Annotated in this window: 23 protein-coding genes and 1 pseudogene; 14 read left to right on the top strand and 10 right to left on the bottom strand. The window is 70.8% G+C overall.

The window, feature by feature from the left end; genetic code table 11:
• The 3 genes from BJ991_RS13620 to BJ991_RS13610 are packed head-to-tail and all read left to right on the top strand — an operon-like array spanning position 1 to position 2514.
• Entirely contained in the window at positions 1 to 1314 is a 1314-nt protein-coding gene (locus tag BJ991_RS13620; protein ID WP_179490824.1) for a sensor histidine kinase, read from the top strand.
• Positions 1311 to 2003 (top strand): response regulator, encoded by a 693-nt coding sequence (locus BJ991_RS13615; RefSeq protein ID WP_179490822.1) that lies wholly within the window; start codon positions 1311 to 1313, stop codon positions 2001 to 2003. Before BJ991_RS13620 ends, BJ991_RS13615 begins: the two co-directional genes overlap by 4 nt.
• A 37-nt stretch (positions 2004 to 2040) precedes the next feature.
• Positions 2041 to 2514: a nitroreductase/quinone reductase family protein gene (locus BJ991_RS13610; protein ID WP_179490820.1), complete on the top strand. Its 474-nt coding sequence runs from the start codon at positions 2041 to 2043 to the stop codon at positions 2512 to 2514.
• Here BJ991_RS13610 and helR read toward each other — a convergent pair whose 3' ends face one another.
• On the bottom strand, positions 2515 to 4659 hold the full coding sequence (helR, locus tag BJ991_RS13605; RefSeq protein WP_179490819.1) for an RNA polymerase recycling motor ATPase HelR: 2145 nt from the start codon (positions 4657 to 4659) through the stop codon (positions 2515 to 2517).
• 132 nt (positions 4660 to 4791) lie between these two features.
• Between helR and BJ991_RS13600 the strand changes: the two are divergent.
• Positions 4792 to 5376 (top strand): annotated as a pseudogene (locus BJ991_RS13600) (mismatch-specific DNA-glycosylase).
• Between the two features lie 4 nt (positions 5377 to 5380).
• Here the strand turns inward: BJ991_RS13600 and BJ991_RS13595 are convergent.
• Complete coding sequence (locus BJ991_RS13595; RefSeq protein WP_179490818.1) at positions 5381 to 5881, bottom strand: MarR family winged helix-turn-helix transcriptional regulator; 501 nt, start codon at positions 5879 to 5881, stop codon at positions 5381 to 5383.
• A gap of 137 nt (positions 5882 to 6018) precedes the next feature.
• Here BJ991_RS13595 and BJ991_RS13590 point away from each other — a divergent pair, with 137 nt between their 5' ends.
• Genes BJ991_RS13590 through BJ991_RS13580 form a run of 3 tightly spaced genes read left to right on the top strand, consistent with a single transcriptional unit; the run spans position 6019 to position 9841 of the window.
• Complete coding sequence (locus BJ991_RS13590) at positions 6019 to 7899, top strand: FAD-binding protein (protein WP_179490817.1); 1881 nt, start codon at positions 6019 to 6021, stop codon at positions 7897 to 7899.
• Positions 7896 to 8798 carry an LLM class flavin-dependent oxidoreductase gene (locus tag BJ991_RS13585; RefSeq protein ID WP_179490816.1) on the top strand — a complete coding sequence of 301 codons (903 nt, stop codon included), beginning with the start codon at positions 7896 to 7898 and terminating at the stop codon, positions 8796 to 8798. The genes BJ991_RS13590 and BJ991_RS13585 overlap by 4 nt, the downstream gene beginning before the upstream one ends.
• Before the next feature lie 50 nt (positions 8799 to 8848).
• Positions 8849 to 9841, top strand: coding sequence for an aldo/keto reductase (locus BJ991_RS13580; protein WP_179490815.1), 993 nt, complete (start codon positions 8849 to 8851; stop codon positions 9839 to 9841).
• A gap of 125 nt (positions 9842 to 9966) precedes the next feature.
• Here the strand turns inward: BJ991_RS13580 and BJ991_RS13575 are convergent, their stop codons facing one another.
• The 4 genes from BJ991_RS13575 to BJ991_RS13560 form a co-directional block, all read right to left on the bottom strand.
• Complete coding sequence (locus tag BJ991_RS13575) at positions 9967 to 11844, bottom strand: pectate lyase family protein (RefSeq protein WP_179490814.1); 1878 nt, start codon at positions 11842 to 11844, stop codon at positions 9967 to 9969.
• Between the two features lie 114 nt (positions 11845 to 11958).
• Complete coding sequence (locus BJ991_RS13570; protein WP_179490813.1) at positions 11959 to 12495, bottom strand: hypothetical protein; 537 nt, start codon at positions 12493 to 12495, stop codon at positions 11959 to 11961.
• A 53-nt stretch (positions 12496 to 12548) separates the two neighbouring features.
• Positions 12549 to 13247 (bottom strand): GNAT family N-acetyltransferase, encoded by a 699-nt coding sequence (locus BJ991_RS13565; RefSeq protein ID WP_246301101.1) that lies wholly within the window; start codon positions 13245 to 13247, stop codon positions 12549 to 12551.
• A 91-nt stretch (positions 13248 to 13338) separates the two neighbouring features.
• Positions 13339 to 14616, bottom strand: a complete 1278-nt coding sequence (locus BJ991_RS13560) for an HNH endonuclease (protein WP_246301100.1) — start codon at positions 14614 to 14616, stop codon at positions 13339 to 13341.
• 269 nt (positions 14617 to 14885) lie between these two features.
• Here BJ991_RS13560 and BJ991_RS13555 point away from each other — a divergent pair, with 269 nt between their 5' ends.
• The 3 genes from BJ991_RS13555 to BJ991_RS13545 are packed head-to-tail and all read left to right on the top strand — an operon-like array spanning position 14886 to position 16602.
• A complete protein-coding gene (locus BJ991_RS13555; RefSeq protein ID WP_343048768.1) occupies positions 14886 to 15719 on the top strand; it encodes a glycosyltransferase family 2 protein in 834 nt (277 codons plus the stop codon).
• 45 nt (positions 15720 to 15764) lie between these two features.
• Positions 15765 to 16058, top strand: coding sequence for a DUF1905 domain-containing protein (locus BJ991_RS13550; RefSeq protein WP_179490807.1), 294 nt, complete (start codon positions 15765 to 15767; stop codon positions 16056 to 16058).
• A gap of 16 nt (positions 16059 to 16074) precedes the next feature.
• The gene (locus tag BJ991_RS13545; protein WP_179490805.1) at positions 16075 to 16602 is read left to right on the top strand and encodes a prepilin peptidase; all 528 of its coding nucleotides are present in this window, start codon (positions 16075 to 16077) and stop codon (positions 16600 to 16602) included.
• 120 nt (positions 16603 to 16722) lie between these two features.
• On the opposite strand, the gene BJ991_RS13540 is transcribed toward BJ991_RS13545, so the two are convergent.
• A complete protein-coding gene (locus tag BJ991_RS13540) occupies positions 16723 to 16872 on the bottom strand; it encodes a hypothetical protein (protein WP_179490803.1) in 150 nt (49 codons plus the stop codon).
• Between the two features lie 144 nt (positions 16873 to 17016).
• Between BJ991_RS13540 and BJ991_RS13535 the strand changes: the two genes are divergently transcribed.
• Positions 17017 to 18042 (top strand): YihY/virulence factor BrkB family protein, encoded by a 1026-nt coding sequence (locus BJ991_RS13535; protein ID WP_179490801.1) that lies wholly within the window; start codon positions 17017 to 17019, stop codon positions 18040 to 18042.
• Positions 18039 to 18842: an NAD(P)H-hydrate epimerase gene (locus tag BJ991_RS13530; protein WP_179490799.1), complete on the top strand. Its 804-nt coding sequence runs from the start codon at positions 18039 to 18041 to the stop codon at positions 18840 to 18842. Before BJ991_RS13535 ends, BJ991_RS13530 begins: the two co-directional genes overlap by 4 nt.
• 68 nt (positions 18843 to 18910) lie before the next feature.
• Here the strand turns inward: BJ991_RS13530 and BJ991_RS13525 are convergent, their stop codons facing one another.
• Together BJ991_RS13525 and glgP are read right to left on the bottom strand one after the other, a co-directional pair.
• Positions 18911 to 19642: a glutamine amidotransferase gene (locus BJ991_RS13525; protein ID WP_179490797.1), complete on the bottom strand. Its 732-nt coding sequence runs from the start codon at positions 19640 to 19642 to the stop codon at positions 18911 to 18913.
• A 56-nt stretch (positions 19643 to 19698) separates the two neighbouring features.
• A complete protein-coding gene (gene glgP / locus BJ991_RS13520; RefSeq protein ID WP_179490795.1) occupies positions 19699 to 22257 on the bottom strand; it encodes an alpha-glucan family phosphorylase in 2559 nt (852 codons plus the stop codon).
• A gap of 152 nt (positions 22258 to 22409) precedes the next feature.
• Between glgP and BJ991_RS13515 the strand changes: the two genes are divergently transcribed.
• Together BJ991_RS13515 and BJ991_RS13510 are read left to right on the top strand one after the other, a co-directional pair.
• The gene (locus BJ991_RS13515) at positions 22410 to 22628 is read left to right on the top strand and encodes a response regulator (protein ID WP_179490793.1); all 219 of its coding nucleotides are present in this window, start codon (positions 22410 to 22412) and stop codon (positions 22626 to 22628) included.
• 61 nt (positions 22629 to 22689) lie between these two features.
• Positions 22690 to 23277, top strand: a complete 588-nt coding sequence (locus tag BJ991_RS13510; protein ID WP_179492812.1) for a CYTH domain-containing protein — start codon at positions 22690 to 22692, stop codon at positions 23275 to 23277.
• Between the two features lie 57 nt (positions 23278 to 23334).
• Here the strand turns inward: BJ991_RS13510 and lpdA are convergent, their stop codons facing one another.
• Positions 23335 to 24732 carry a dihydrolipoyl dehydrogenase gene (gene lpdA / locus BJ991_RS13505; RefSeq protein ID WP_179490791.1) on the bottom strand — a complete coding sequence of 466 codons (1398 nt, stop codon included), beginning with the start codon at positions 24730 to 24732 and terminating at the stop codon, positions 23335 to 23337.

Below are 24732 nucleotides of genomic sequence, written 5' to 3'. Positions count from 1 at the left end.
ATGCCGACCCGGCGTCGCCGCACGCCCGTCGCCCCCGCGGACGACGGCCTGCGACTGCCGCCCTCGCCCGGTGTGTTCCGGCGCTTCTGGGCGGGGCACCCGGTCGTCACCGACATCGTCGTCGCGCTCGCGTGTCTGCTCGCCTCGCTCGCACCGGCGGTGACGTTCGGCTCGGTCGCGCAGGGCGGATCGGCGCCGCTCCTCGCGTGGTCGCCGATCCATTTCGTGGCGGTCGCGGCATGCGTGCTCGTCGTGTGGCGGCGTCGCCTCCCGGTGGTCGTGTTCGCCGCGTCGATTGTGGTCGCGGTCGCGTACTTCTTCCTCCCGTCCGCCACGAGCGGGGTGCTCGTGCTCGTGGGGGCGTACGCGCTCGCGGCGCAGCGGTCGTCGCGGGCGGTGTGGACCGGGCTCGCGATCGGTGTCGGCACGCTCGCCGTCATCGCCACGAGCCTGAGTGCGACTGGTGCCATCGAGGGCCGGGTCGCACTGGAGTCGATCGCGTGGACGCTCGTGCTCGGACTCCTCGGCGCGCTCGCCGGAGTCAACGTCCGCAACCGCAGACGCTATGTCGAGGCGATCATCGACCGGTCGCGTCAGCTCCTCGTCGAGCGCGACCAGCGGGCGCAGCTCGCGGCCGCCGAGGAGCGAGCGCGTATCGCGCGGGAGATGCACGACGTCGTCTCGCACTCGCTGACCGTCATCGTCGCCCTGTCGGAGGGCGCGGCGGCCACGGACGACCGCGAGCGGTCGCGGAATGCATCGGATGCCGCGGCCGCGGCCGCCCGCGAAGCGCTGACCGAGATGCGCGGCATGCTCGGCGTGCTGCGCGATCGCGGCCCCGACGCGCCGCTCGAGCCGCCTGAACCCGTCGATCCCGAGGCTGTCGTCGCCGCGGCACGGCGTGCCGGCTACCCGGCGACGCTGACCGTCGTCGGTGCGTCGGACGTGCCGCACGCGACTCGATACGCGATCGGGCGGATCGTGCAGGAGGGAGTGACGAACGCGATGCGCCATGCACCGCACGCCACGACGATCGACGTGCGGATCGACCTCTCGCGGCGCCCGGTCGTCGTCGAGGTCGACAACGACGGGGTCGACGGGAACGCCCGCCGTGAGGAGGGGTTCGGCCTGCGCGGCCTCGCCGAGCGGGTGATCCGCGTCGGCGGCGCGGTGACCGCTGGGCCGGTCGGGGCGACGCGATGGTCGCTTCGTGCCGAGCTTCCGGCTCCGGAGGGGGCCGCGGTCGGCGCATCCGGGGAACCCTCGGCACCCTCCCTACCCTCCTCCGAACCCGTGAGGGCGACGACGGCATGAGCGAGCCGATCCGCGTGCTGCTCGTCGACGACCAGGAGCTCATCCGCGTCGGCTTCCGCCTCGTGCTCGAGGCCGAGCCCGACATCGTGGTGGTGGGAGAGGCGGGCGACGGAGCCGCCGGTGCGGCGCGAGCCGCCGCCCTCGCGCCCGATGTCGTGCTCATGGACGTGCGGATGCCGGGACTCGACGGCATCGCCGCGACCGAGCGCATCGTGGCCGACAGCCCCGCGAGCCGTGTCCTCGTCCTCACGACCTTCGACCTCGATGAGTACGCGTTCGGCGCCCTCGAAGCCGGCGCGAGCGGCTTCGTGCTGAAGGACGTGCAGCGTCACGAGCTCGCCGCGGCGGTGCGCGCGGTGCATCGTGGCGACGCGGTGCTCGCCCCACGCGTGACCCGTCGGATGCTGGATCGCCTTGCGGCGACTCGACGTCCCGCTTCGGCCGGGCCCGATCCCGCCGAGGTCCTCACCGAGCGCGAGCACGAGGTGTTCGTCGCGATCGCTCGGGGCCGGACGAACGCCGAGATCGCGGACGCGCTCTTCTTGAGTGAGTCCACGGTAAAGACGCACGTCGGTCGAATTCTCGCGAAGCTCGGCGCGCGCGATCGCGTGCACGCCGTGATCATCGCGCACCGCTGGGGTCAGGTGCCCGACAACGCTTCCGACCCGATCGCGCCTCTGCCAGACTGACTCGCGTCCCCGGCCGTGCGACCGAAGGCAGTCACGAATGGACGAAGCGACCGAAGCTCCCGCCCGCATCCCGCCCCGTTGGTTCGTGCGCACGGCGTGGGTCGTGCACCGGGCGATCTACCGCGTCACCGGCGGTCGCAAGGGGCTCTCAACTCCCAAGCCGGGCAGCTACGGCATGATGCGACTGCACACGGTCGGGCGGCGCAGCGGCAAGGAGCGAGTCGCGATCGTCGCGTACTACGAGGACGGGCCCGACCTCGTCACGCTGGCGATGAACGGCTGGGCCGACCCGCCGCCCGCGTGGTGGCTCAACCTCAAGTCGAACCCGATCACTCGGGTCGACCTCCCCGACGGCGAAGAGCGCGCGGTGCGCGCCCGCGAGGCGCACGGCGTCGAGCGCGAAAGGCTCTGGGCGGGCTACAAGGACTACTGGCGCGGCGACCTCGACCGGCAGGCCCGCCTCCGCTCGCACGACACGCCCGTCGTCGTGTTCGAGCCCGTCGGCGCGTGATCAGCGTCTGAGGATCACGAGCCGCTGCGTCGCCCGTGTCATCGACACGTAGCGGTCGACGGCGCCCTCGATGCCGGTGCCGAACGACTCGGGCTCGACGAGCACGACGAGGTCGAACTCGAGGCCCTTCGCCGTGACCGGAGTCAGTGACCGAACCCGCGCGCGAGGCTCGAACGACGGGTCGCCGATCACCGCCGCGATGCCCTCCTCGTGCGTCTCGAGCCACTCGTCGAGGATCGCGTCGCGCTCGTCCACCGACCCGTACCGCACGGGGATGCCCGTCGAGCGGATCGACGTCGGGACGTTCGCGTCGGGCAGCGCCGCGCGGATCACGGGTGCCGCCTCGGCCATGACCTCTTCGGGCGTGCGGTAGTTGATCGTCAGAGACGACACGCGCACGTCGCGGAACCCGATGCGCGCGAGGCGTTCCTCCCACGACTCGGTGAACCCGTGCCGCGCCTGCGCGCGGTCGCCGACGATCGTGAAGCTGCGAGAGGGGCAGCGGCTCAGGAGCATCCGCCATTGCGCGTCCGTCAGCTCCTGCGCCTCGTCGATCACGATGTGCGCGAACGGACCGGCGAGCACGTCGGGGTCGTAGCTCGGCAGCGCGGCCTCGTCGACGAGGGTGTTCGTGAAGTCCTGTCCGCGCAGCATCGTCATGACGAGCATCTCGCTGTCGTCCGCCTCGATGAGGTGATCGATCACGCGAGAGCGCTCCTCCTGCTCGGAGGCGAGGAGCGCCTCGCGTTCGCGGCGCCGGCGACCGGCCTCGGGGTCGCCGATGCGCCGGCGCGCGGCGTCGAGGAACGGCAGGTCGGACTCGGTCCACGCGCGCGGATCGGGGCGTTGGAGCATCCGTCGCTCTTGCGGGGTGAGCCACGGCGCGCACAGGTCGAGGTAGGCGGGGACCGACCACAGATCCGCGACGACGCCGGCAGCATCGAGGATCGGCCACGCGCGCGTGAATGCGGTCGTGAGTGCGTCGTTCGCGCGGAGTGCCCGCCGCAGCGCCGGCTCGGGCGCCTCGCCCTCCAGCCGGTCGAGGAGGATCTCGAGGAGCGCCTCCCACACCCCGTCGCGGTTGTCGTTGTGCGTCGCGGCCGGATCGGCCGCGTCGAACGCCTCTGCCCAGTCGTCGGGGGTGAGCACGACGTCGGTCCACGGCGTCTCGATGAGCATCGGCCTTGCGGGCGGCTCCTCGTGGTACCGCACCGCCCGTTCGATCAGGCGGTTGACGTCGGCGGACTCCTTGATGCGGGCGGTCGCTGCATCCGTCTCTGCCCCTGCCGTCGCTCCCTCCTCGACGAGGTCGCGCAGCGTCGCGGTGAGGACGCCCTCTTCGCCGAGGCTCGGCAGCACGTCCGACACGTACGCGAGGTACGGCTCGTGCGGCCCGACGAACAGCACGCCGCCCCGCCGGTGACCGAGCCGCGGGTCGGAGTACAGGAGGTAGGCCGTGCGGTGCAGCGCCACGACAGTCTTGCCCGTGCCCGGGCCGCCGTCGACGACGAGCGCTCCGCGGGACCCGGCGCGGATGATCGCGTCCTGGTCCGCCTGGATCGTCGAGAGCACGTCGCGCATGCGCTGCGACCGGCTCGCGCCGAGGCTCGCGATGAACGCCGAGTCGTCGTCGAGCGCCACGCGCTGCTCGAGGCCCGCGGCCGTGAACACCTCGTCCCAGTAGTCGGTGATGCGCCCATTCGTCCACCGGTAGCGGCGCCTGCTCACAAGACCTTGCGGGTTGGCGTGCGTCGCCGCGAAGAACGGCTCCGCCGCGGGCGCGCGCCAGTCGATGAGGAGCGGCTCGCCCGTGCGGTCGCTCAGGCCCAGGCGGCCGATGTACACGGGCTCGGAGTCGCCGTCGCGCACGACGCGTCCGAGGCACAGATCGAGGCGGAAGCGCCGCAGCGTGCGCAGCCGTGACGTGAGGCGATGGATCTCGAGGTCGCGGTCGAGCGCGCCCTGGCCCGATCCGGCGGGGGTGAGCCGTTCGGCGTCGAGCCGCGCCGACAGGTCGGCGATCTCGGTGTCGAGCGTCTCCGCCATCGCGGCGAAGTGCCGCTCGTCCTCCGCGATGAGGCGGGGGTCGACCTTGGCGGCGAGGTTGCCGGGAAGGTCGAATACGTGGGTGGTCAGTCGAGTCACGTCCTCAGCTCCGTAGGGGGAGGGTCAATTGTGCCTCTGACCGGGGCCCTTGCGGCAAGCCCCCCACCCCTCGGTATCCTGGAAATGCGAGGATGCGCCGTTGTGCGCGCGCCGCTGGGGGAGACTGGGGCGATGGGATTCACCCGCGCCGAGCTCGAGTCGTATCGCGGCCGGGGCATCCCCGATCTCATGCCGGAGCATCCGCTTCTCGTGTTCGTCGGCATCAACCCGGGCCTGTGGACTGCCGCGACCGGTGTGCCGTTCGCGCACCCGGGCAACCGCTTCTATCCCGCGCTCGTCGCGGCGGGTGTCATCCCGCGCGTGCCGCACATCGACGGAGCCGGCGCGGGACTCTCGACCGACGACCGCCGCATGTTCCTCGACGCGGGCATCGGGATCTCGAACTTCGTGAACCGCGCGACGGTGCGCGCGGACGAGCTCTCTCGTGAGGAGCTGCGCGAGGGAGCGAGAAGACTCGAGACGGATGCCGCGCGCTGGCGTCCGCGCGTCGTCGCGATCGTCGGGGTCACCGCCTACCGGACAGGCTTCGGGCGGCCGCGCGCCGCCGCCGGGAAGCAGCCCGAGACGCTCGCGGGCGCGTAGCTGTGGGTCGTGCCGAACCCGAGCGGGCTCAACGCGCACGACACGATCGCGTCGCTCGCGGAGGCCTACGCAGCGCCGGCGCGGGCGGCGGGAGTGCTCGGCGGTTCGGAGTGAGGGCTCACGCGGTGGCCGGCGGCTCCGCCTGGGCGGGGGAGCCTGCGGGGGAGTCATCGGCCGCGGCCCCTGCCGCTGCCTTCAGGAGCAGCCGGTGGAACTCGGCCCGTTCGTCCGGGTCGAGGGCCGCCAGTGCGTCCCGCTCGGCGCCCGCGACGAGCGTGCAGAGCTCGCCGATGACCTCTTCGCCCTGCTTCGTCGCGACGATGCGGCGCTGTCGTCGGTCTTCGGGGTTCGGACGGCGCGCCAGGAGGCCGGCGTCTTCGAGGTCGTCGACCAGGTAGGTCATCACCGTGCGGTCGATGCCGAGCCGCTGCGCGAGGGCGAGCTGGCTCGGCCGCTGACCGTTGACGACGACCTCGGCGAGCGTCTCGTATCCGCGCGTGGTCTGCGGGAAGTCGGAGAGGATCGGCGCCACGCGATCGCGGTACGCGCGTAGGAGCACGCCGAGCGCCCACCCGAAGTCTTGGGTGAGAGGCGGATGTGGCGGATCTGTTACAGCCATGCAATACATGGTAGGACAGACCAGTTAACGCGGCATTCATCTGTGGGGAATATCATCTGCGAGTAGGCGTTGTAGATCCCCGTGCCGCGATCCGCGGCGTCAGACTCCGCGCGCCCGGCGCGGATCGGGAAGGAACAATGGACTTCGAACTCGGGATCGTCCTGCGCGCGACGGACGAGCATCAGGCGAACGCCCCCACCGACCTCGCCAAGCTCGCCGAAGAGCGCGGCCTCGACCTCGTGGTCGTCGAGCCCGTGCCCGCCGACGGAGCGATCGACTCGTGGACGCTCGCAGCCTGGCTCGCCGGCGCGACCAGTCGCATCGGTATCGGCATCGACGCGCGCCGGCCGTCCGCTCCCGACCCCGCGGACAGCGCGGCGCCGTATCCGAGCGTGATCGAGCGGGCTCGCGAGAGCATCGACAGACTGGCGCCCGGACGAGTCATGACGGATGCCGCGACGTGGGTCGTGGCATCCGCCGATTCCGACGCCGCCGCTCTCGCGGCCGTTGCCCAGCGTGACGGCCGGCCCGTCGTCGTTCCCGTGAACTCGCGCGAGGAGCTCGAGCGCATCGCGGCTCTCGTGCCCGACCGCACCCGCGCGAAGGGACGCCGTCGCTCGGCCGCCGCGCGTGCGCGGCGCGTCGCCGGGATCGACTACGACGGCGTGCCGGAGTCGCTCGCCGAGACCGCAGTGGAGCCGGGCGACCCGGAGTACGCATCGGTCGCCTCGACGTATCTGCGCGGCGGACAGCCGGGGCTCGTGCTGCGTCCGCGCACACCCGACGAGGTCGGTGACGCGCTCGCGTTCGCTTCGCGGCATCCGGAGCTCCCGCTCGGCATCCGCAGCGCAGGCCACGGCATCAGCGGCCGGTCCACGAACAAGGGCGGCCTCGTGATCGATGTCGGCGCGATGGACTCCATCGAGGTGCTCGACGTCGACCGTCGGCTCGTGCGCATCGGCCCGGGCGCCACGTGGAAGCGCGTCGCCGCGGCACTCGCCCCGTACGGCTGGGCGCTCGGCTCGGGCGACTACGGCGGCGTCGGCGTCGGCGGACTCGCGACGGCGGGCGGCATCGGCTTCCTGTCGCGCAAGCACGGCCTCACGATCGACCACGTGCGCGCGGTCGAGCTCGTCGTCCCCGACGGTCGCCTCGTGCGGGCCACCGCGACCGAGAATCCCGACCTGTTCTGGGCCGTGCGCGGTGCGGGCGCGAACTTCGGCATCGCGACGGCGTTCGAGTTCGAGGTGTCCGAAGTCGGCGATGTCGGGTGGGCGCAGCTCATGTTCGTCACGAACGACCTCGAGGAGTCGCTGCGCCGCTACGGCGAGCTCGCGAGTGCGGCGCCGCGCGATACGACCGTGTTCTTGGTGACGGGCCAGCCGCAGGACGGCATGGCGCGGCTCCAGCTGTACGGCATGGTCGACAATCCGGATGCCGACACCGTCGTCGAGCGGCTTACGCCGTTCCTCGAGCTCGGCATGCTCGCGCAGCAGCAGGTCGTCATGACGAGGTACGAGTCGGTGATGGCCCTGGCGGCCGACGTCGGACCCGAGGGGCAGCACGGCTACGGGGAGCCGCATTCGCGCTCGGCATTCATCGACGAGCTCACGCCAGAGTTCGCGCGCGACGCGACCCGGATGCTCGAGACGGGCGCGGTGCACTTCTTCGAACTGCGCGCGATGGGCGGTGCGATCGCGGACGTCTCACCGGATGCCACGGCCTTCGCCTTCCGCACGCCGGCGTTCCAGGTGACGGCGATGGGCGCGCGGGACGACCGGCTGAACCGCGCGTGGGCGCCCCTGCGCGGACACATGGATGGGCTGTACCTCAGCTTCGAGACCGACCGCACGCCGCAGACGCTGCGCGACGCTTTCCCGCCTCGCGTGCTCGACCGCCTGCGCGCGCTCAAGCGCCGGTACGATCCCCACAACCTCCTGCGCGACAACTTCGACATCGACCCTTCGGGCGCGACATCGCTCGCGCCCGCCCAGACCCCAAGGGAGGCCATCGCATGACCGACTACGGCCACGACCTGCTCTTCGGAACGTTCGTCACACCGTCGGCACAGAACGCCGAGCACGCCCTCGACGTCGCGGTCGCGACCGATCGCGCCGGTCTCGACCTCGTCACGTTCCAGGATCACCCGTACCAGCCGGCGTTCCTCGACACCTCGACGCTGCTCGCCTTCGCCGCCGCACGCACCGAGAACGTGCACCTGAGCGCGAACGTCGCGAGCCTCCCGCTGCGACCGCCCGCGGTCCTGGCGCGCGCGGCGGCCTCGCTCGACATCCTCAGCGGGGGCCGGTTCGAACTCGGCATCGGCGCGGGCGCGTTCTGGGATGCCATCGCTGCCATGGGCGGCCGCAAGCTCACCCCGGGGCAGGGTGTCACGGCGCTCAAGGAGGCGATCCGGATCATCCGCGAGCTGTGGGACGTCGACAACCCCGAGATCGTGCGCGTGGACGGGAAGTACTACACGGTGAAGGGCGCCAAGCGCGGTCCGCGCACGGCACACGACATCGCGGTCTGGGTGGGTGCTTACAAGCCGCGGATGCTCGCGCTCACGGGCGCGATGGGCGACGGCTGGCTGCCGACGCTCGAGTACATCGAAGGAGGTCTCGCAGGGGTTCCCGACTCCAACGCGCGCATCGACGAGGCGGCGCTGGAGGCCGGTCGCACGCCGTCGGACGTGCGGCGCGTGTTCAACTTCATGCGCGTGGGCTTCGCGCCCAGCGAGCGCGGACTGCTCAACGGCCCGCCCGAGGCGTGGGTGGACAACATCGCCGACATGGCCCTCAATTACGGCATCAGCGCGTTCCTCATCGGAGGCGACGACATCGCCGTGACCGAGCGGTTCGCGGCTGAGGTCGTCCCCGCGGCTCGGGAATTGGTCGCGCGCGAGCGAGGTCGCTGATTCGTTCGCTCGGCGTCCGGGCGGTCGTCCCCGGTGGCATGCTGGAACGCATGCAGCAACGACCCCTCGGACGCACCGGACGCGATATCTCGGCCATCGGCCTCGGCACATGGCAGCTCGGCGCGGACTGGGGCGCCGTGAGCGAGGACGACGCGGCGGCGGTGCTGGCGGCATCCGTCGATCACGGCGTGACCCTGTTCGACACCGCCGACGTCTACGGCGACGGCCGCAGCGAGTCGATCATCGGCCGTTTCCTCGCCGAGCGACCCGGCCACGGCATCACCGTCGCGACGAAGATGGGCAGGCGTCTGCCGCAGGTGCGCGAGAACTACTCGCCCGAGAACTTCCGCGCGTGGACCGACCGCTCGCGGCGCAACCTCGGCGTCGAGACGCTCGACCTCGTGCAGCTGCACTGCCCGCCGACGTCCGTGATCGAGGACGACGCGACCTACGACGCTTTCGACGAGCTCGTCGCCGACGGCTCCATCACGGCGTACGGCGTGTCGGTTGAGACGAGCGCGCAGGCGCTCGCGGCGATCGCGCGGCCGAACGTCACGAACGTGCAGATCATCTTCAACCCGTTCCGGCTCAAGCCGCTCGACGAGGTGCTCCCGGCCGCCGCGACGGCGAACGTCGCGATCTTCGCGCGCGTGCCGCTCGCGTCGGGCCTCCTGTCGGGCAAGTACACCTCATCAACGACGTTCGCGGCGGACGACCACCGCTCGTACAACCGCCACGGCGAGGCCTTCGACCGTGGCGAGACCTTCTCGGGCGTCGACTACGAAGAGGGGCTGGCCGCGGCATCCGAGCTCGCGGAAGCCCTGCCCGAAGGCGTGTCGCTGCCCGCCGCGACCCTCGCGTGGATCGCCTCGCGCCCGGGAGTCACGAGTGTGATCCCCGGGGCGCGCAACGTGCGCCAGGCAGAGTCGAACGCCGAGGCGGCGGCGCTCCTCGAGGGCGGATTCGACCTCGACGCGTTCGACCGCGCCGTCCACGACGTGTACGACCGGCGGCTGCGCGAGTCCATCCACCCGCAGTGGTGAGCGCTCGCTGAGCGGCACTTCGTGCGCTTCGCTCGCTCACCGTCCGGGTGATCACGGACGAAATGCGGATGCCGCGACCCCGGCGGTGGCCAGGGGCGCGGCATCCGTGTGCGCTGTCTCTCCTTCTACGGGGTGGGGTAGTCGACGATGAACTGCGGCACGCCGATCTTGGTGGTGTCGGCCTGACCGCCCACGCCGTTCACGACGTGCTGGACCGTGCCGGCGCTGAGGTTGACCGTCATGATGTGGTGCAGCTGAACGCCCGGCGTCTCGGGAACCGAGAACCCGTTCGCGGTGACGATCGACGGGTTGTTCTGGTTGAACACGTACACGCCCGCGCCGTCGAGGCGGTGCGCCGTGACGTCCGGCGCGACGGCGTAGCCCGGCCACCCGAGCGTGCCGTCCGGCTGCGTCCAGTCCGCCTGCGTCGGCGGGTCGTACGGCAGCTCGTTCTGATAGAGGATCACGCGGCCGTTCTCGCCGTTCCAGAGCGTGTTGTACGTCTGGAAGTGCTCGACGAACAGCCCGGTCGCGGTGACGTCGTCGCCGTTGACGATGACGCCGACCTGGCCGGTGTTGGTGTTCCACCGGTCGGTGTCGCCGTTCACGCCGTTCGTGAAGCCCTCGACTCCGTGGTCGCCCCGCCACACCCACGTGTGGTCGATGAGCACGTTGTCGGAGTTGACCTCGAGCGCGGTCGTCGCCTTGCCGATGTGCGGTCCGCCGACGCGGAAGTACACGTCGCTGAGCGTGATCGGGTTGGCGTCGCCGAGCGGCTTGCCGCCCTTCTCCTTGCCGACGCGCAGCAGCACGGGCGACAGCTGCGGACCGGCGTCGATCGTGACGCCTGCGACGACGATGCCCTCGGCGTCCTTGATCTCGAGCGGGACCGCTCCGTTCGCGGCGGTGAGAGTCACGTGCCCGAGCCCGAGCACGACGGTGTTCGCGCGCTTGACCGCGATCGTGCGGTCGATGTCGTAGACACCCGGAGTCATGATCAGGTGCTGCCCGCGCGCGAGCGCGTTGTTGATGTCCTTGACCGAGTCGTCGGGCGTCGCGATGAAGAAGTCCGTGATCGGGACGCTGCGCCCGGCCGTCTCACCGTCGCCCCAGCTGATGCCGCTCGAGTCTCGCTGCACGGCGGGCACGCGCACGTTGAAACTACCCTCGTCGTCGACGTAGAGGTACGGCTTCTCGCGCGAGATGGGGGTGGCGTCGATCGTCGTGTAGGGCGGGTCGGGGAACGTCGCGTCGTCCGGAGCTCCGATGACGCCCGAGAAGACCTGGTTCCACACGGCGTTCGACCAGCCGGCGATCTCGCTGTTGCGGATGAGCCACTGTTGCTGTGAGCCGTTGATGACGGCCGGCAGGCGCGAGTCGGCGATGAACCCGCCGCTCGCGTACTGCGGGCCGGCGGTGCAGTAGTCCATCAGTGAGAGCGACCCGCCCGAGACGTCGAGGCGGCGCATCGACACGGCCTGCGACACCGCCCAGAACTCCGCGCTCTGGCGGCATCCGTCTTGTCCTGCCTTGTCGATGTCGATCGAGAGGTTCGCGATCGTGCGCCAGAAGTTGACCAGCGCGAGGCAGTTGGCCGTGCCGCCGGCTTCGAGGCAGCGATTGTAGACCTCGACCGCGCCGTGGACGGTGACGTCTTCGGGTGAGGCTCCGAGCCCCGCGATCTCGGTGTAGTAGCCGACCTTGACCTGCAGCGGTTCGGCGACCGATCCGTACTGCCCGGGCAGCAAGTACACCGCGTGCCGCGCGGTGCTCATCTCGGCATCGACCTGCTGCGCGTGGAGGGCGTCGAGCTCGGCCTGGATCTGATCCACCGGTGTGTCGGGGGAGTAGATCGTGACGTTCGGTCCGAAGTCGGGGTGGAACGGGTCGACGGCGCGCGGCGGTGCGGCGACGGCCGGGGAGGACATGAGTGCTCCAGCGATGAGGGCCGCCACGGCGGCCGCTGCGGCGAGCCTCCCGTGGCGACGGACGGACATTGTCATGCGAGCTCCTTCTTCTTCGAGGGATCGCGCGGCGGGCGGCGCTTACTTTCAGGACAGTAACCAGAAACGGATGCCGCGACAACCACTTTGCTCGGAACGTGAACGCAATGCCGCTCAGGCGGCGAGGGCGCGCGGCAGCCACAGGACCGCGGCGACCAGCGCCGAACCCAGCAGCGAGACGCCCATGACGACACCGATCGTGCAGCTCGGGGCGAGCCCCCGTCGCTTCGCGAACCGCGACGCGAGCACGATCAGGACGAGCTGACCGAGCGCGAGCACGACGAGTCCCCAGTCGCCGAGGAGGTACGCGAGCGGGACGAACTGCAGCGCGACGATCACTGCGACGGCGAGCGGCACCGACGGCGAGCGGCCCGTGCGAGTCAGGATGATCCACGCGACGCCGGCGGCGACGCCTGCGACGGCGATGACGACCCCGAAGATCTCCATGCGGCCGTCGAGCATCGACTGGGTACTCCAGAACCGCCACGTGTAGAGGCCGCCGACAAGGGCGCCGACGATGCTGAGCGCCAGACCGGCGCCGAGCCACGGGCGGGCGCGGCGCGGCGGAGCCTCCAGCGCCCACCAGAACCACACGGCGCCGAGAAGGCTGAACCACCCCAGAATGAACACTCCGTCACGCAGGTAGTGCACGTGGTCACTCTATTGAGGTCGGCCCGTCGGATTCGATCGCGGGCGGCGGCGCGTCACAGATCCAGGCGCATCACGACCCGGCGCTTCGTAGGGTGCGACACCTCGCGGAACCCGGCGGCCGCGAACGCGCCGACCGAGCCGACGCTCATCTCGTCCCAGGTGACCTCTTTGCCTTCCGTGATGAGCGGGTAGCCCTCGATGGCCTGTGCTCCGCGCTCGCGTGCGTACTCGACGGCGGCGGCGACGAGGTCGTAGGTGAGGTGCTGGTGGCGATAGCCCTTGCGCACGACGAGGCACGGGATCGCCCACACGGTGTCGTCGTCCTTGTCTTCGAATGGACGCTCCTTCCACGGGACGGGGGAGCCGCGGACACGGCCGTACACACCGCGCCGATCGACCGCGCACCACCCGGCGGGCTCTCCGTCGAGGTACGCGACGATGCCGATCGTCTCCTTCGCGCGGGGATCGTCGCAGTGCGTCTCCTCGCGGAAGATCGCGGCGCGCTCCTCGACGGGGAGATGCCACCAGTCCCGGTCGCCGAGTCGCTGCCGCTCGCACTGGCACCGTCCGGCGGTGCCGGTGAGGATCGCCCGGAGGTCGTCCCACGACGCCTCGTTCGCGGGGACCATGCGGAGCCCGCCTTCGCCGACGCCCGTGCGCGCGCGGTTGGCGGCGGGAGCATCCGGCGCATCCGGAGCATCCGGCGCATGCGGTTCGCTCGCGTCACGACCTCGCCGTTCCGACCCGCGCATGCGGTCAGCGTAGCCCCGCATTCCGACACGCATGCTGCTGCGCCCAACTCGCCCGCCGCCTCGCGCACTCCGGTGCCGGCGGCGCACCCACTCATGCTGCCCACGCATACCTCGCGCGCCCGCCCAATCTCGGCGTCCGCGCCGGATCGACATGCGGGGGCGGAATGAACCACACGAGCGCACGCACCCCGACGCCGTCGATCCGGATGTCCCAGTCATTGTCGTGGACCCGATGGTGGCAGCTCTCGCAGAGGAGCACTCCGTTCGACAGGTCGGTCGGACCCGCGTCTCTGGCCCACCAACGGATGTGGTGCGCCTTCGTCATGCCCGGTGGAAGTCCGCACATCGCGCACCCGCCGTCGCGTTCGGCGAGCGCGAGCTTCTGCGCGGTGGTGAACAGGCGCTTCGCCCGCCCCCAATCGAGGATCTCGCCCGCGCCGCCGAGCACGCAGGGGATCACTCCGCCGCCTGCGGCCATCCGTCGCGCGGTCGCGACCGAAACAGGCTGATCGATGCCGTCGATCGCTGCGACTCCCACGCCCGCCTGCAGCTCCTCGTGCGAGATGCGCACGATGACCGTGGCACCGTCGAGGGGGAGGTCGGACGCGTCGCAGCCGAGCGCATGCTGCGCGATGAGCACGAGGGCATCGGCCTGACGCTGTGCGACCGTGCGCCGGGGTGCGTCGGCGTCTCGGGGCGACGCCGCGTCCGGCCCCGTCGCCGACTCGTTTCTGAACTGGGCGGTCACGATCGCCTCGATCGCCGCCTTGACGGGCGCCGCCGATTCGGGGTCGAGCTTCGCCGTCAGGTGGAGCAGTCCGTCCCGCTGGAAGAGCTGAAGACTCCGCTCACCTCGCAGTCTCTCCTCCTTGGGCTCGAGTCCGTCCGGGTCGAGGTACCCCTCGGCCCGTGCGATCACCTTGCCCAGCTGGTCGAAGGTGAGGCCAGGCGCCTGAGCCACGAGCAGAGTTTCGACGCGATCGGTCTCCGCTGGATCGCAGCGCAGTGCGATGCGGTCGAGCATCGTGATGATCGCGGAGGCAGCCGCCGTGCTGATCGAGCCTGCCGAGACCGCGTCGGCGACATGCGGATGCCTCGGCGGAGCATCCGCTCCCGTCAAGGTGCGTCGGGGGGTTGTCGCCTCACCCACCGTCACGAGTCGTGCGGCTTCGCCGATCGTGCCGCCCGAACTCGCGGCGATCAACGCGGTCGCGGAGCGGAAGCCGTTCCGTTTCGCAAGCGACTCAGATCCGAGCTCGCTCCGCGACCGTCTACTGATCTCGGCTGCGATCCGTCCGCGCAGCGCGTCGGCATGACGCACCAGCGCACCGAGTGCATCGTTGACGGCGAGCAACTGGTGATCGGCCATGGCGTCCGGCGAACGATGTGACTCACTCGGCGTGCGCCATGCAACATCGACCGCCGCCGTCGCGTCGCGGAGTCCTGCCAAAGGATCGTTCATATGTTCGATACTAGTGGAGGCGTACGACATTGCGAAGGCGATCGGCGCGCTCGACAAACTGGGAATACTGCGAACGCCTGTGCAGGAACGAACAGATGTTCTATTCGGAGACTCGGTCACTTCTGCTCTCGTCGTGTCGCCCACCTCCCTGTTTCCCGCAGGAGTATGGTGAGACGGTGCCTCTCCAACTCCGTGTCACGGTGGTCATCCCGTGCCGAAATGATGCGGAGTTCCTCGAGGAGTGCCTCACGGCGCTCGATGCGCAGACCCGGCGCGCCGATCGCGTGATCGTCGTCGACAACGGCAGCACGGATGGCTCTGCATCCGTCGGCCGCCGTCACGGCGCGGACGTGATCCGAGAGGAGCTCGTCGGCATCTGGCCCGCAGCCGCCCGCGGCTACGACGAAGCCACGGCCGACACCGACATCATCGCGCGGCTCGACGCCGACTCCCGCCCGCACCCCGACTGGATCGCGCGCATCGTGCGCGCGTTCGTCGCCGACCCTTCGCTGGGCGTGCTCAGCGGGGCATCCGAGTTCTACGGCGGCAATCGGCTCGTGAACCACATCGGCGACCACTGGTACGTCGGCCTCGGCCATCGCCTGATCCCGAAGTGGCTCGGCGTGCCGCTCGTGTTCGGGTCGAATTTCGCGATGCGCACGCGCGTGTGGGAGCGCGTGCGCGACAAGGTCGAGCGCACGAACCCGCGCGTGCACGACGACCTCGACCTGACGATCCGGCTGAGGCGGTCCGACGGGGTCCGCTACGACCCGCAACTGCGAATGCCCGTGTCGGCGCGCCCATTCAAGACGCCCGTCGCGATCGGCAGGCGCGTGTGGAAGGTCTTCCCGACGTTCGCCGCGAGCTGGCCCGAAGGCGCACCGTGGCGTCGCCGCGACGACGGCGCGTACGCGTCGGGCACGTGGTCTCCCGAGCCCGCGGAGCCGTGGGCGACGGATGCCGACACCTGGTCCGACGACGACGGCTGGGCCCCCGCGGCCGGGCGCTGACACTACGGCCCGCGGTGTGTCGGCCGGCGCCGCTAACGTGAACTCGTGCACTTCGAGTTCGAGGCCGAGATCTGGCGGTGGCAGGCGCGCAATGACGACGGGTGGCTGTTCGTAACGGTCCCCGAAGAGCTGAGCGCCGACATCCGCGAGGTGCCGCGCATGCCTCGCGGATTCGGCTCCGTCCGAGTGCGCGTCGGCATCGGCGGCACCGAGTGGATGACCTCGATCTTCCCGAGCGGCGACACGTACGCGCTGCCGCTCAAGAAGGCGGTGCGCGTTGCGGAGGAGCTGGGGCTCGGCGACGTCTGCACGGTGCGGCTCGAGACGGTCGACATCTGAAGGGAGAGCGTGACGGATGCCCGACCTCAGCGACACCATCGCGCTCGCGCTGGTCATCCTCGCGCTGCTCTACTTCGCGGCGATCTCGGTCGTGCTCACGCTCATCGACATCCGCACCCACCGATTGCCGAACCGCATCGTGCTCCCGAGCTATGTCGTGGCGGGAGTGCTCCTCGCGACCGCGGCGGTCCTCTCGGGCGACCTGGTCGCCCTGCTTCGCGCAGTCATCGGCATGGCGGCCCTCTACGTCTTCTACTTCACGCTGCGCCTCGTGCGACCGAGCGGCATGGGCGGCGGCGACGTCAAGCTCGCCGGGCTCATCGGGCTCTACCTCGGCTGGATCGGGTGGGGTGCGCTCGCGGTCGGTGCGTTCGCCGCCTTCCTCCTTGGCGGGCTGTTCGGGGTCGTGATCATGCTCGCGGGTCGGGCGGGGCGCAAGACCGCCATTCCGTTCGGGCCGTGGATGATCGCCGGCGCGTGGATCGGTGTGTTCGCCGGTGAAGCCCTCGGCCGCTGGTACACGGGGCTGTTCGTCGGCGCCTGACGTCGAGGTGGCAGCTGACCGTTCCCGTCAAGGGAGAGGGCCGGGCGCGGGACGCGACGGGGGGGTGTCGCTCGCTCGGCGCCCGGCCCGGTCTTGAGTGGACGACCGAGGGCTGCGGGGTCACGGCGTGACGCGCAGCACCTCCTCGATCGTCGTGAGGCTGGGGGTCGGTCTGGACCAGCCGTCTTCGCCCAGACAGACCATGCCCGGCATGAGGGCGACGACGTCCGGCTCGAGCGGCGCGCTCGCGAGCGTCCGTGCAAGTCCCATCACGGCAGTCCCCAAATCCCCAGAATCAGGGGATCCCCATCCCCCGTGCCCTCGATCATAGGCGAGGGTTCGGCCTGTGGCATCCGCGACTCTCTCCCGAGTCAAGCCCCGCGTACCGCCGGCCGCCCTCGATAGCCTCTCACCATGGCCGAGGCAGAGACGATCCGCTCGCGCACCGTCCTCCAGCGCGTCATCGCGTGGGCCCTGTCGCTCAAGATCGTTCGCGCGGTGCTGCACTACGTGGAGCACCGCGGACCGGCGTGGGCCGACTCCATCACGTATCGGACGCTCTTCAGCGTGTTCGCCGGCGTGCTGCTGGGCTTCTCGATCGCGGGCCTGTGGCTCGCGGGCAACCCCGCCGCGTGGCAGGCGCTCATCGACGGGGTGGACGCCGCCGTGCCGGGTCTCGTCGGCGAGGGCGGCCTCGTCGACCCCGACGACATCCAGGTGCCGACCGGTCTCACGGTCGCGGGAGTCATCTCGCTCGTCGCTCTCGTCGGCGCGGCGATCGGGGCGATCGGGTCGCTGCGAGCCGCGTTGCTCGTGCTGTCGGACAAGGTCGTGGACGACCTCGCGTGGTACTGGGTGATTCTGCGCAACCTCGCCGTCGCGATCGGATTCGGCGCTGCGCTGGGCGTGTCGGCCGCGATCACGTTCTTCGGCACGGCCGGAATCGAGATCGTCGCGGGCTGGCTGGGGCTGCCGCCGGGGCATCCGGTCGTCGATCTGGCCGGACGCGGCGTCGCCGTCGTCGTCGTGTTCGCCCTCGACGCCGTCGTGATCGCGGTGCTGTTCCGCGTGCTGACGGGGGAGCGCGTGCCCGCCCGCGCGCTGTGGAGCGGCGCGCTCCTGGGTGCTCTCGGACTCACGGTGCTGCAGCTGCTGTCGGGGCTGTTCCTCAGCGGCGCGGGCGCGAACCCGCTGCTGGCGTCGTTCGCGTCGCTCATCGCGCTGCTGCTGTGGTTCAACCTGTCGGCGCAGGTGATCCTCATCGCGAGCGCGTACATCATCGTGGGTGCCGCCGAGCGAACGGATCGCGTACGCGTCAAGTACGGCGCCGAGACGTTCGCGCAGCGACGCCTGCGGCGCGCGGAGGACGCCGTCACCGTCGCCACCGAGGAGCTGCGGCTCGCACGCGCGATGGAGGAGAAGGAGCGGAGGGGACGATGACCGAGTGGGTGCCGGTGTTCAGCGCGGCGCAGGTGCGCGCCGCCGAGGAGCCAGAGCTCGAAAGAGGCGTGCCGCTCATGCTGTGGGCCGCGCGCGCCGTCGCGCAGGTCGTCGCCGACGAGCTCGTCGACCCCGGCGTCACGGCGCGCACGGGCGGCCGTGACCTCCCTGGCGAGGCGGGCGCACCGATCCAGGGGCGCCTGCTCGTCCTCGCGGGAAAGGGCAACAACGGAGGAGACGCGCTCTTCGCCGCGGCAGCGCTGCTTCAGTGGCTGCCGCAACGCGCGGCAGCCGAGACGCCGCCGGCCGATGACCTCGCGATCGACGTGATCTGCACGTCCGACTCCGCGCACGAGCAGGGTCTCGAGACGGCGCTCGCCGCGGGGGCGCGGCTGGTCGACCTGGATCAGGTGAAGGCGGATGCCGCGGCCTACGACTTCGTCATCGACGGCATCCTCGGCATCGGCACGACCGGGGATCCCGCGCTGCGCGGCGCCGCGCGCGAGGTCGTCGCGGCGCTGCTGCCCGCAGTGGCAGCCGGGCACCCGCGCGTCATCGCGGTGGACCTCCCGAGCGGCCTGCACCCGGACGAGGGGACGACCTCGGACGACGTCGTGCTCTCGGCATCCGTCACGGTCACCTTCGGCGCGGTCAAGCCTGGCCTCATCACCGCCCGAGGACCGGAGCTGAGCGGAGCCATCGTGTTCGTCGACTTCGACCTGCCGTTCGCGGAGGCTCCGCTCACGAGCGGCCCCGTCGCGTATGCCGTCGCGGGACGGCCCCGTGAGGCGGGTGCGTGAAAGCACCGGGCTGAACCCCGGGTCGAGGCGCGTCCGCCGGCCCGAACGCGCGCTTCGGCCCGGTGCCTTCACCGGGCGTAGAGCTCCACGAAGTTCCCGAGCATCCGTCCCGGGTGCATGACGGGCACACGGCGCACCGCCGCGAGCGTGAGGTCGAGCTCGTGCGGCGCGAAGTACCCGTGGTCGGCGTACGCGCGGATGCGCGTCTCGATGCCGGGCAGGTCGAGCTCGGGGTGGAACTGCGTGGCGTAGACGTTGCCGCCGACGCGGAAGATCTGCACCGGCGCCCCCTCCGACCGGGCCAGCAGCGTCGCGTGCGGCGGCAGCGAGCTGATCGCCTCCTTGTGGCCCACGAAGGCATCGAACCGCTCCGGCACCCCCGCGAGCAGGGGATCGGTCGCCCCAGCGGAGGTCATCTCGACCGTGACGACGCTGATCGGCTCGGAGTAGATGCGGTCGATCGTCGCACCCTGATGCGCGCCGAGCGTTCCGACGCCGTAGCACGCGCCGAGGAACGGGAAGTCGCGTGCGACCACCTCGTCGAGCAGCCGACCGAACTCGGCCTCGACGCGGCGCTGCACGACCGACTTGCGCTCGGGCGGGTCGGACGCGTTGAACGGGCCGCCCCCGACGAAGATGCCCGACAGCCCGTCGAGGTCGAACTCCGGCATCGGGTCGGCCTCGAGCCTCACGCGCACCAGATCGCGCTCGTCGAGGCCGGTGCCGCGCAGGAACAGCGCGTACTCCTCGTCGGCGGGCACATCCTCGGCGCGCGTCGCCAGCAGCACGAACGGCTTCACACGGTCACGTTAGCGGGCGCTCCCGGTCGTCGAGCGAGTCGGGCGAGGCGAAGCGCTCACGACGCGTACGTCACAAGCCCCAGCTCCACGGGCGACACGAGCTGCGGATGCCTCGGCACCACCCGCACGGTGTAGCCGAACGTGCCTGTGACGTCGAGCGGCAGGGTGCACCCGAACGTCGTCACGCCGTCGGTCGTCTCGCCCGTGGGGGAGAGCGGATGCAGCGAGTGGTCGTCGGCGATGTCGTCGTCCTCGTCCGTGCGGCCGTACGCGAGCTCGACCTCGACGTCGTCGGCCGTCAGGCGCCCGAGCCGCACGCCGGCGCGCACTTCGAAGGTGTCGCCCGCCTGCGCCTGCTGCGGGATGCCGGAGCCGTCGACGCTGTCGACCCTGACCTCGGACCACGCGCCGCGCACGCGGCCGACGTACGCCGCGAGCTCACGGGCACCTGCGTACGCGTCGCCGCGCAGCGCCGCGTCGTGCTCGGCGGCGGGCACGTACAGGCGCTCGACGTACTCGCGCACCATGCGGTCGCTGGTCGCCTTCTTGCCGAGGTCGGTCATCGTGTGGCGCACCATGCGGAGCCACTCGCGCGGCACGCCGCCCTCGCGCTCGTAGAACTTCGGCACGAGCTGGTGCTCGATGAGGTCGTAGAGGGCGGATGCCTCGGCGTCGTCGCGCTCTTCGTCGCTCGACGCCGTGTCGGCGGTCGGGATCGCCCAGCCGTTCTCGCCGTCGAACCACTCGTCCCACCAGCCGTCGCGGATCGAGAGGTTGAGTGCTCCGTTGAGCGCCGCCTTCATGCCGCTGGTCCCGCAAGCCTCGAGCGGGCGGAGGGGGTTGTTCAGCCACACGTCGCAGCCGGGGTAGAGGGTCTTCGCGAGCGTGATGTCGTAGTCCGGGAGGAACACGATCCGGCCGCGCACTTTGGGGTCGCGGCTGAATCGCACGAGCTGCTGGATGAGGATCTTGCCCGAGTCGTCGGCGGGGTGCGACTTGCCGCCGATGACGATCTGCACCGGGCGCTCGGGGTCGGTCAGGATGCGCGTGAGCCGCTCGGGGTCGCGCAGCATGAGCGTGAGTCGCTTGTACGTCGGCACGCGCCGGGCGAAACCGATCGTGAGCACTTCGGGGTCGAGGGCGTCCTCGATCCACGCAGGCACGACGTTGCCGTTGCCCTCGACGGCCGCGACGAGCCGGCGTCTCGCCTCGCCGACGAGCTCGGTCTTCATCTCACGGCGGATGCCCCACAGCTCCTCGTCCGACACCGCCTCGGCGTCGCGCCAGTCGTGGGTGGGCACGTGGGCGTCGCCGAACACGCGCTCGCTGAGCGCCTTGAGCGCCGGGTGCACCCACGTCGGAGCGTGCACGCCGTTCGTGATGGACGTGATCGGCACCTCGTTCTCGTCCACACCGGGCCACAGCGCTCCGAACATGCGGCGGCTCACCTGCCCATGCAGGACCGACACGCCGTTGGCGTGCTGGCCGAGGTGGAGCCCGAGCACCGCCATGTTGAACACGCCCGGGTCGCCGCCCGGGTACTCCTCGAGGCCGAGCGCCAGGGCGCGCGCGGTGTCGAGCCCCTCGAACAGTCGGCTGCGCAGGTACGCCTCGATGAGGTCGCGCGGGAACCGGTCGATGCCTGCGGGAACCGGCGTGTGGGTCGTGAAGACCGTGGAGGCGCGGACCTGAGCGAGCGCCTCGTCGAAGCTCAGCCCGTCGTGGGTGATGAGCTCGGACATCCGCTCGAGCCCCTGGAATCCCGCGTGTCCCTCGTTCGTGTGGTACACGTCGGGCGTCGGATGCCGGGTCAGACGGCACCACGCCCGGAGCGCTCGCACGCCGCCGACGCCGAGCAGCAGCTCCTGCAGCAGCCGGTGCTCGCCGCCGCCTCCGTACAGACGGTCGGTGACCCGGCGCATGTCCTCGGTGTTGGAGGGCGTCTCGGAGTCGAGCAGGAGGAGCGGGACGCGACCGATGTCGGCGATCCACACGCGCGCCGCGAGGCGGCGGTCGCCGGGGAGGTCGAGCACGATCTCGACCGGCGCGTCAGCCTCGTCGCGCAGCAGCGTGAGCCCGAGGCCGTAGGGGTCGAGGAGCGGGTAGCTCTCGCGCTGCCATCCGTCGTCGCCGATCGACTGGCGGAAGTAGCCCGCGTGATAGAAGAGGCCGACGCCCGTGAGCGGGACGCCGAGGTCGGACGCGCTCTTCAGGTGGTCGCCCGCGAGGATGCCGAGGCCGCCCGAGTACTGCGGCAGCGAGCCGTCGACGCCGAACTCGGGTGAGAAGTAGGCGATGCGCTGCGGCTTCTGACCCTCCAGGCTCTGGTACCAGCGGTCGCCCTCGAGGTACGCCGTGAGGCGCGCGTCCTCCGCGCGCAGCCGAGCGAGGAAGTCCTCGTCGTGCGAGAGCTCGTCGAGCCGACGCTGGCCGAGGGCGCCGAGCATGCGGGCGGGGTTCTCGCCGATCTCGCGCCACAGGTCGGGATCCATCGACGCGAAGAGGGCGTGCGTCGCGCGACTCCACGACCACCGCCAGTTCGAGGCGAGCCGGTCCAGCGGCGCCAGCGCGTCGGCGAGGACGGGACGGACGGTGAACGTGCGGATTGCCTTCACCCGACGAGTCTATAGACGGCGTCGCAGGGGTCCTGAACCGCCCGCCCCCGGCGGCGGCGGCCGGTACCGTCCCGTCATCCGTGCGCGAACCCCGGCACGCCGCGGAACGTCTCGTGATGACCGATGGGGGAGGTGCGGGCTAGGCTCGGCACATGGCCATCGCACGACTCCACGGGGGCCCGCTCGACGGGCAGCTGCTTCCGCTCGAACGCCCCGACCTCGACTCGCTCATCGTCCCTTATGGCGAGGGCCAGATCGTCTATCGGCGACAGGGCGACCTCGCGAGGACGGGTACGTCCGACGGGCCCACCGAAGCCGAGTTCTGGTTCATCGAGGCCACCGACGAGATCGGCCCCTCCAACGACGACTGACGACGCCTCGCACCCCGCACCCGGCGCCACCGATGCACCGGCGCGATCGGTCGAGCTCGAGCTGAAGTTCGACGTCGCCGACGACACCCCGCTGCCCGACCTCTCGTCGCTGCCGGGAGCCGCAGCCGTGTCGGCGCCCGAGCCGCGCGAGCTCGATTCCCGCTACTTCGACTCCGACGAGTACGCGCTCGGCCGCGCCGGCTACGCGGTGCGCCGCCGCACGGGCGGGCCTGACGAGGGCTGGCACGTCAAGGGACCACGAGACGCCGAGGGTGCGCGCGTCGAGCTGCACTGGCCACTGGGCGCGGAAGGTGAGATCCCGGATGCCGTGACCGCCGCCGTCGCGCACGTGTCGGTCTCGCGGCTCACGTTCATCGCGCGCATCCTCAACAACCGCACGGCCTCCTACCTCCTCGACGACGCAGGGGGAGTCGTGGCCGAGTTCGTCGACGACCGCGTCACCGCGACCGACGTCCGCCGCGGCACGAGTGCGTCGTGGCGGGAGTGGGAGTTCGAGCTCGGACCGGCCGCGCCGACCGATGCGACCGGGCGAAGCCGGCTTCTGAGCGCCGCGACCGAGGCCGTGGCGGCCGTGGGAGGAAGGATCGCGGCATCCGATTCGAAGCTCGGGCGAACCCTCGGGCTCTGACCGGATACGACGAGCAGGCAGCGCCGACCGGCACCGCCCCCTCGTCGTGATCTCGGATCAGAGGTTGATCATGTGACCCACGAGCCCGTGGAACCCCTCCTGCAGCGCCTCCGACAGCGTCGGGTGCGTGTGCACGTTGCGCGCCGCCTCGAGAGCCGTGAGGTCCCACTTCTGTGCGAGCGTGAGCTCGGGGAGCAGCTCCGACACATCGGGGCCGATGAGGTGGCCGCCGAGGAGCTCGAGGTGCTCGCCGTCGGCGACGAGCTTGACGAAGCCGATGGGCTCGCCGAGGCCGTTCGCCTTGCCGTTCGCCGAGAAGGGGAACTTCGCGATCTTGACGTCGTAGCCCGCGTCGCGGGCCTGCTGCTCGGTGAGTCCGAAGGACGCGACCTGCGGCGAGCAGAAGGTCGCGCGCGGCATCATGCGGTAGTCGCCCAGCGGCATCGTCTCGGCCTTGCCGATCGTCTCGGCGGCGACGACGCCCTGCGCCTCAGCCACGTGCGCGAGCTGCAGCTTGGCGGTCACATCGCCGATCGCGTAGATGTGCGGCACGTTCGTGCGCATGTGGTCGTCGATGTCGATCGCGCCGCGCTCGGTGAGCTTGACACCCGTGGTCTCGAGGCCGAAGCCCTCGACGTTCGGCACGAAGCCGATCGACATCATGACCTTGTCGGCGTCGAGCGAGCCGCTGGTGCCGTCCTGCGCGGTGTAGGTGACGGTGACCTTGTCGCCGTTGTCGGCAACCGTCTCGACCTTGGTCGAGGTGAGGAAGTCGATTCCGTACTTCTTGTACTGACGCTGGATCTCCTTCGAGACCTCTTCGTCTTCGAGCGGCAGGAGACGGTCGAGGAACTCGACGATCGTCACCTTCACGCCGTAGTTGTGCATGACGAAGCCGAACTCCATGCCGATCGGTCCGGCGCCGACGATGACGATGGACTCGGGCAGTTCGCGCGCGAGGATCTGCTCCTCGTACGTGACGATGTTGCCGCCCAGCTGCACGCCGGGAAGCAGGCGCACACGCGAGCCGGTGGCGATGATCGCGTTGTCGAAGGTGACGGTCTCGGTCGAGCCGTCGGACTTGGTCACCACGATGGTGTTGGCGTCGGTGAACGACCCGCGACCGTCGTACTCGGTGACCTTGTTCTTCTTCATGAGGAAGTGGATGCCCTTGACGTGGGTCTCGGCGACCTTGCGGCTGCGGTCCCACGCGACGCCGAAGTCGAAGTGCACGTCGCCCGAGATGCCGAAGAGATCGGCCTTGTGCAGCACCTGGTGCGCGAGATCCGCGTTCTTCAGGAGCGCCTTCGAGGGGATGCACCCGACGTTGAGGCAGACGCCGCCCCAGTACTTCTCTTCGATGATCGCGACCGAGAGGCCGAGCTGAGCAGCGCGGACGGCGGCCACATACCCGCCGGGCCCCGCGCCGAGGATGGCGAGATCGTAGTGAGGCAT

The organism is Microbacterium immunditiarum (assembly GCF_013409785.1).
GTDB lineage: Bacteria > Actinomycetota > Actinomycetes > Actinomycetales > Microbacteriaceae > Microbacterium > Microbacterium immunditiarum.
This window is presented reverse-complemented; position numbering and strand designations above follow the sequence as displayed.

Bases quoted from the DNA above. Each gene is read 5' to 3' on its own strand.
- BJ991_RS13590 (WP_179490817.1), top strand. From the start codon at position 6,019: ATGGACTTCGAACTCGGGATCGTCCTGCGCGCGACGGACGAGCATCAG.
- BJ991_RS13540 (WP_179490803.1), bottom strand. From the start codon at position 16,872: ATGGGACTTGCACGGACGCTCGCGAGCGCGCCGCTCGAGCCGGACGTC.
- BJ991_RS13610 (WP_179490820.1), top strand. From the start codon at position 2,041: ATGGACGAAGCGACCGAAGCTCCCGCCCGCATCCCGCCCCGTTGGTTC.
- BJ991_RS13575 (WP_179490814.1), bottom strand. From the start codon at position 11,844: ATGACAATGTCCGTCCGTCGCCACGGGAGGCTCGCCGCAGCGGCCGCC.
- BJ991_RS13620 (WP_179490824.1), top strand. From the start codon at position 1: ATGCCGACCCGGCGTCGCCGCACGCCCGTCGCCCCCGCGGACGACGGC.
- BJ991_RS13615 (WP_179490822.1), top strand. From the start codon at position 1,311: ATGAGCGAGCCGATCCGCGTGCTGCTCGTCGACGACCAGGAGCTCATC.
- BJ991_RS13585 (WP_179490816.1), top strand. From the start codon at position 7,896: ATGACCGACTACGGCCACGACCTGCTCTTCGGAACGTTCGTCACACCG.
- BJ991_RS13530 (WP_179490799.1), top strand. From the start codon at position 18,039: ATGACCGAGTGGGTGCCGGTGTTCAGCGCGGCGCAGGTGCGCGCCGCC.
- BJ991_RS13580 (WP_179490815.1), top strand. From the start codon at position 8,849: ATGCAGCAACGACCCCTCGGACGCACCGGACGCGATATCTCGGCCATC.
- BJ991_RS13565 (WP_246301101.1), bottom strand. From the start codon at position 13,247: ATGCGCGGGTCGGAACGGCGAGGTCGTGACGCGAGCGAACCGCATGCG.
- BJ991_RS13535 (WP_179490801.1), top strand. From the start codon at position 17,017: ATGGCCGAGGCAGAGACGATCCGCTCGCGCACCGTCCTCCAGCGCGTC.
- BJ991_RS13545 (WP_179490805.1), top strand. From the start codon at position 16,075: ATGCCCGACCTCAGCGACACCATCGCGCTCGCGCTGGTCATCCTCGCG.
- lpdA (WP_179490791.1), bottom strand. From the start codon at position 24,732: ATGCCTCACTACGATCTCGCCATCCTCGGCGCGGGGCCCGGCGGGTAT.
- BJ991_RS13515 (WP_179490793.1), top strand. From the start codon at position 22,410: ATGGCCATCGCACGACTCCACGGGGGCCCGCTCGACGGGCAGCTGCTT.
- BJ991_RS13560 (WP_246301100.1), bottom strand. From the start codon at position 14,616: ATGGCCGATCACCAGTTGCTCGCCGTCAACGATGCACTCGGTGCGCTG.
- BJ991_RS13595 (WP_179490818.1), bottom strand. From the start codon at position 5,881: ATGGCTGTAACAGATCCGCCACATCCGCCTCTCACCCAAGACTTCGGG.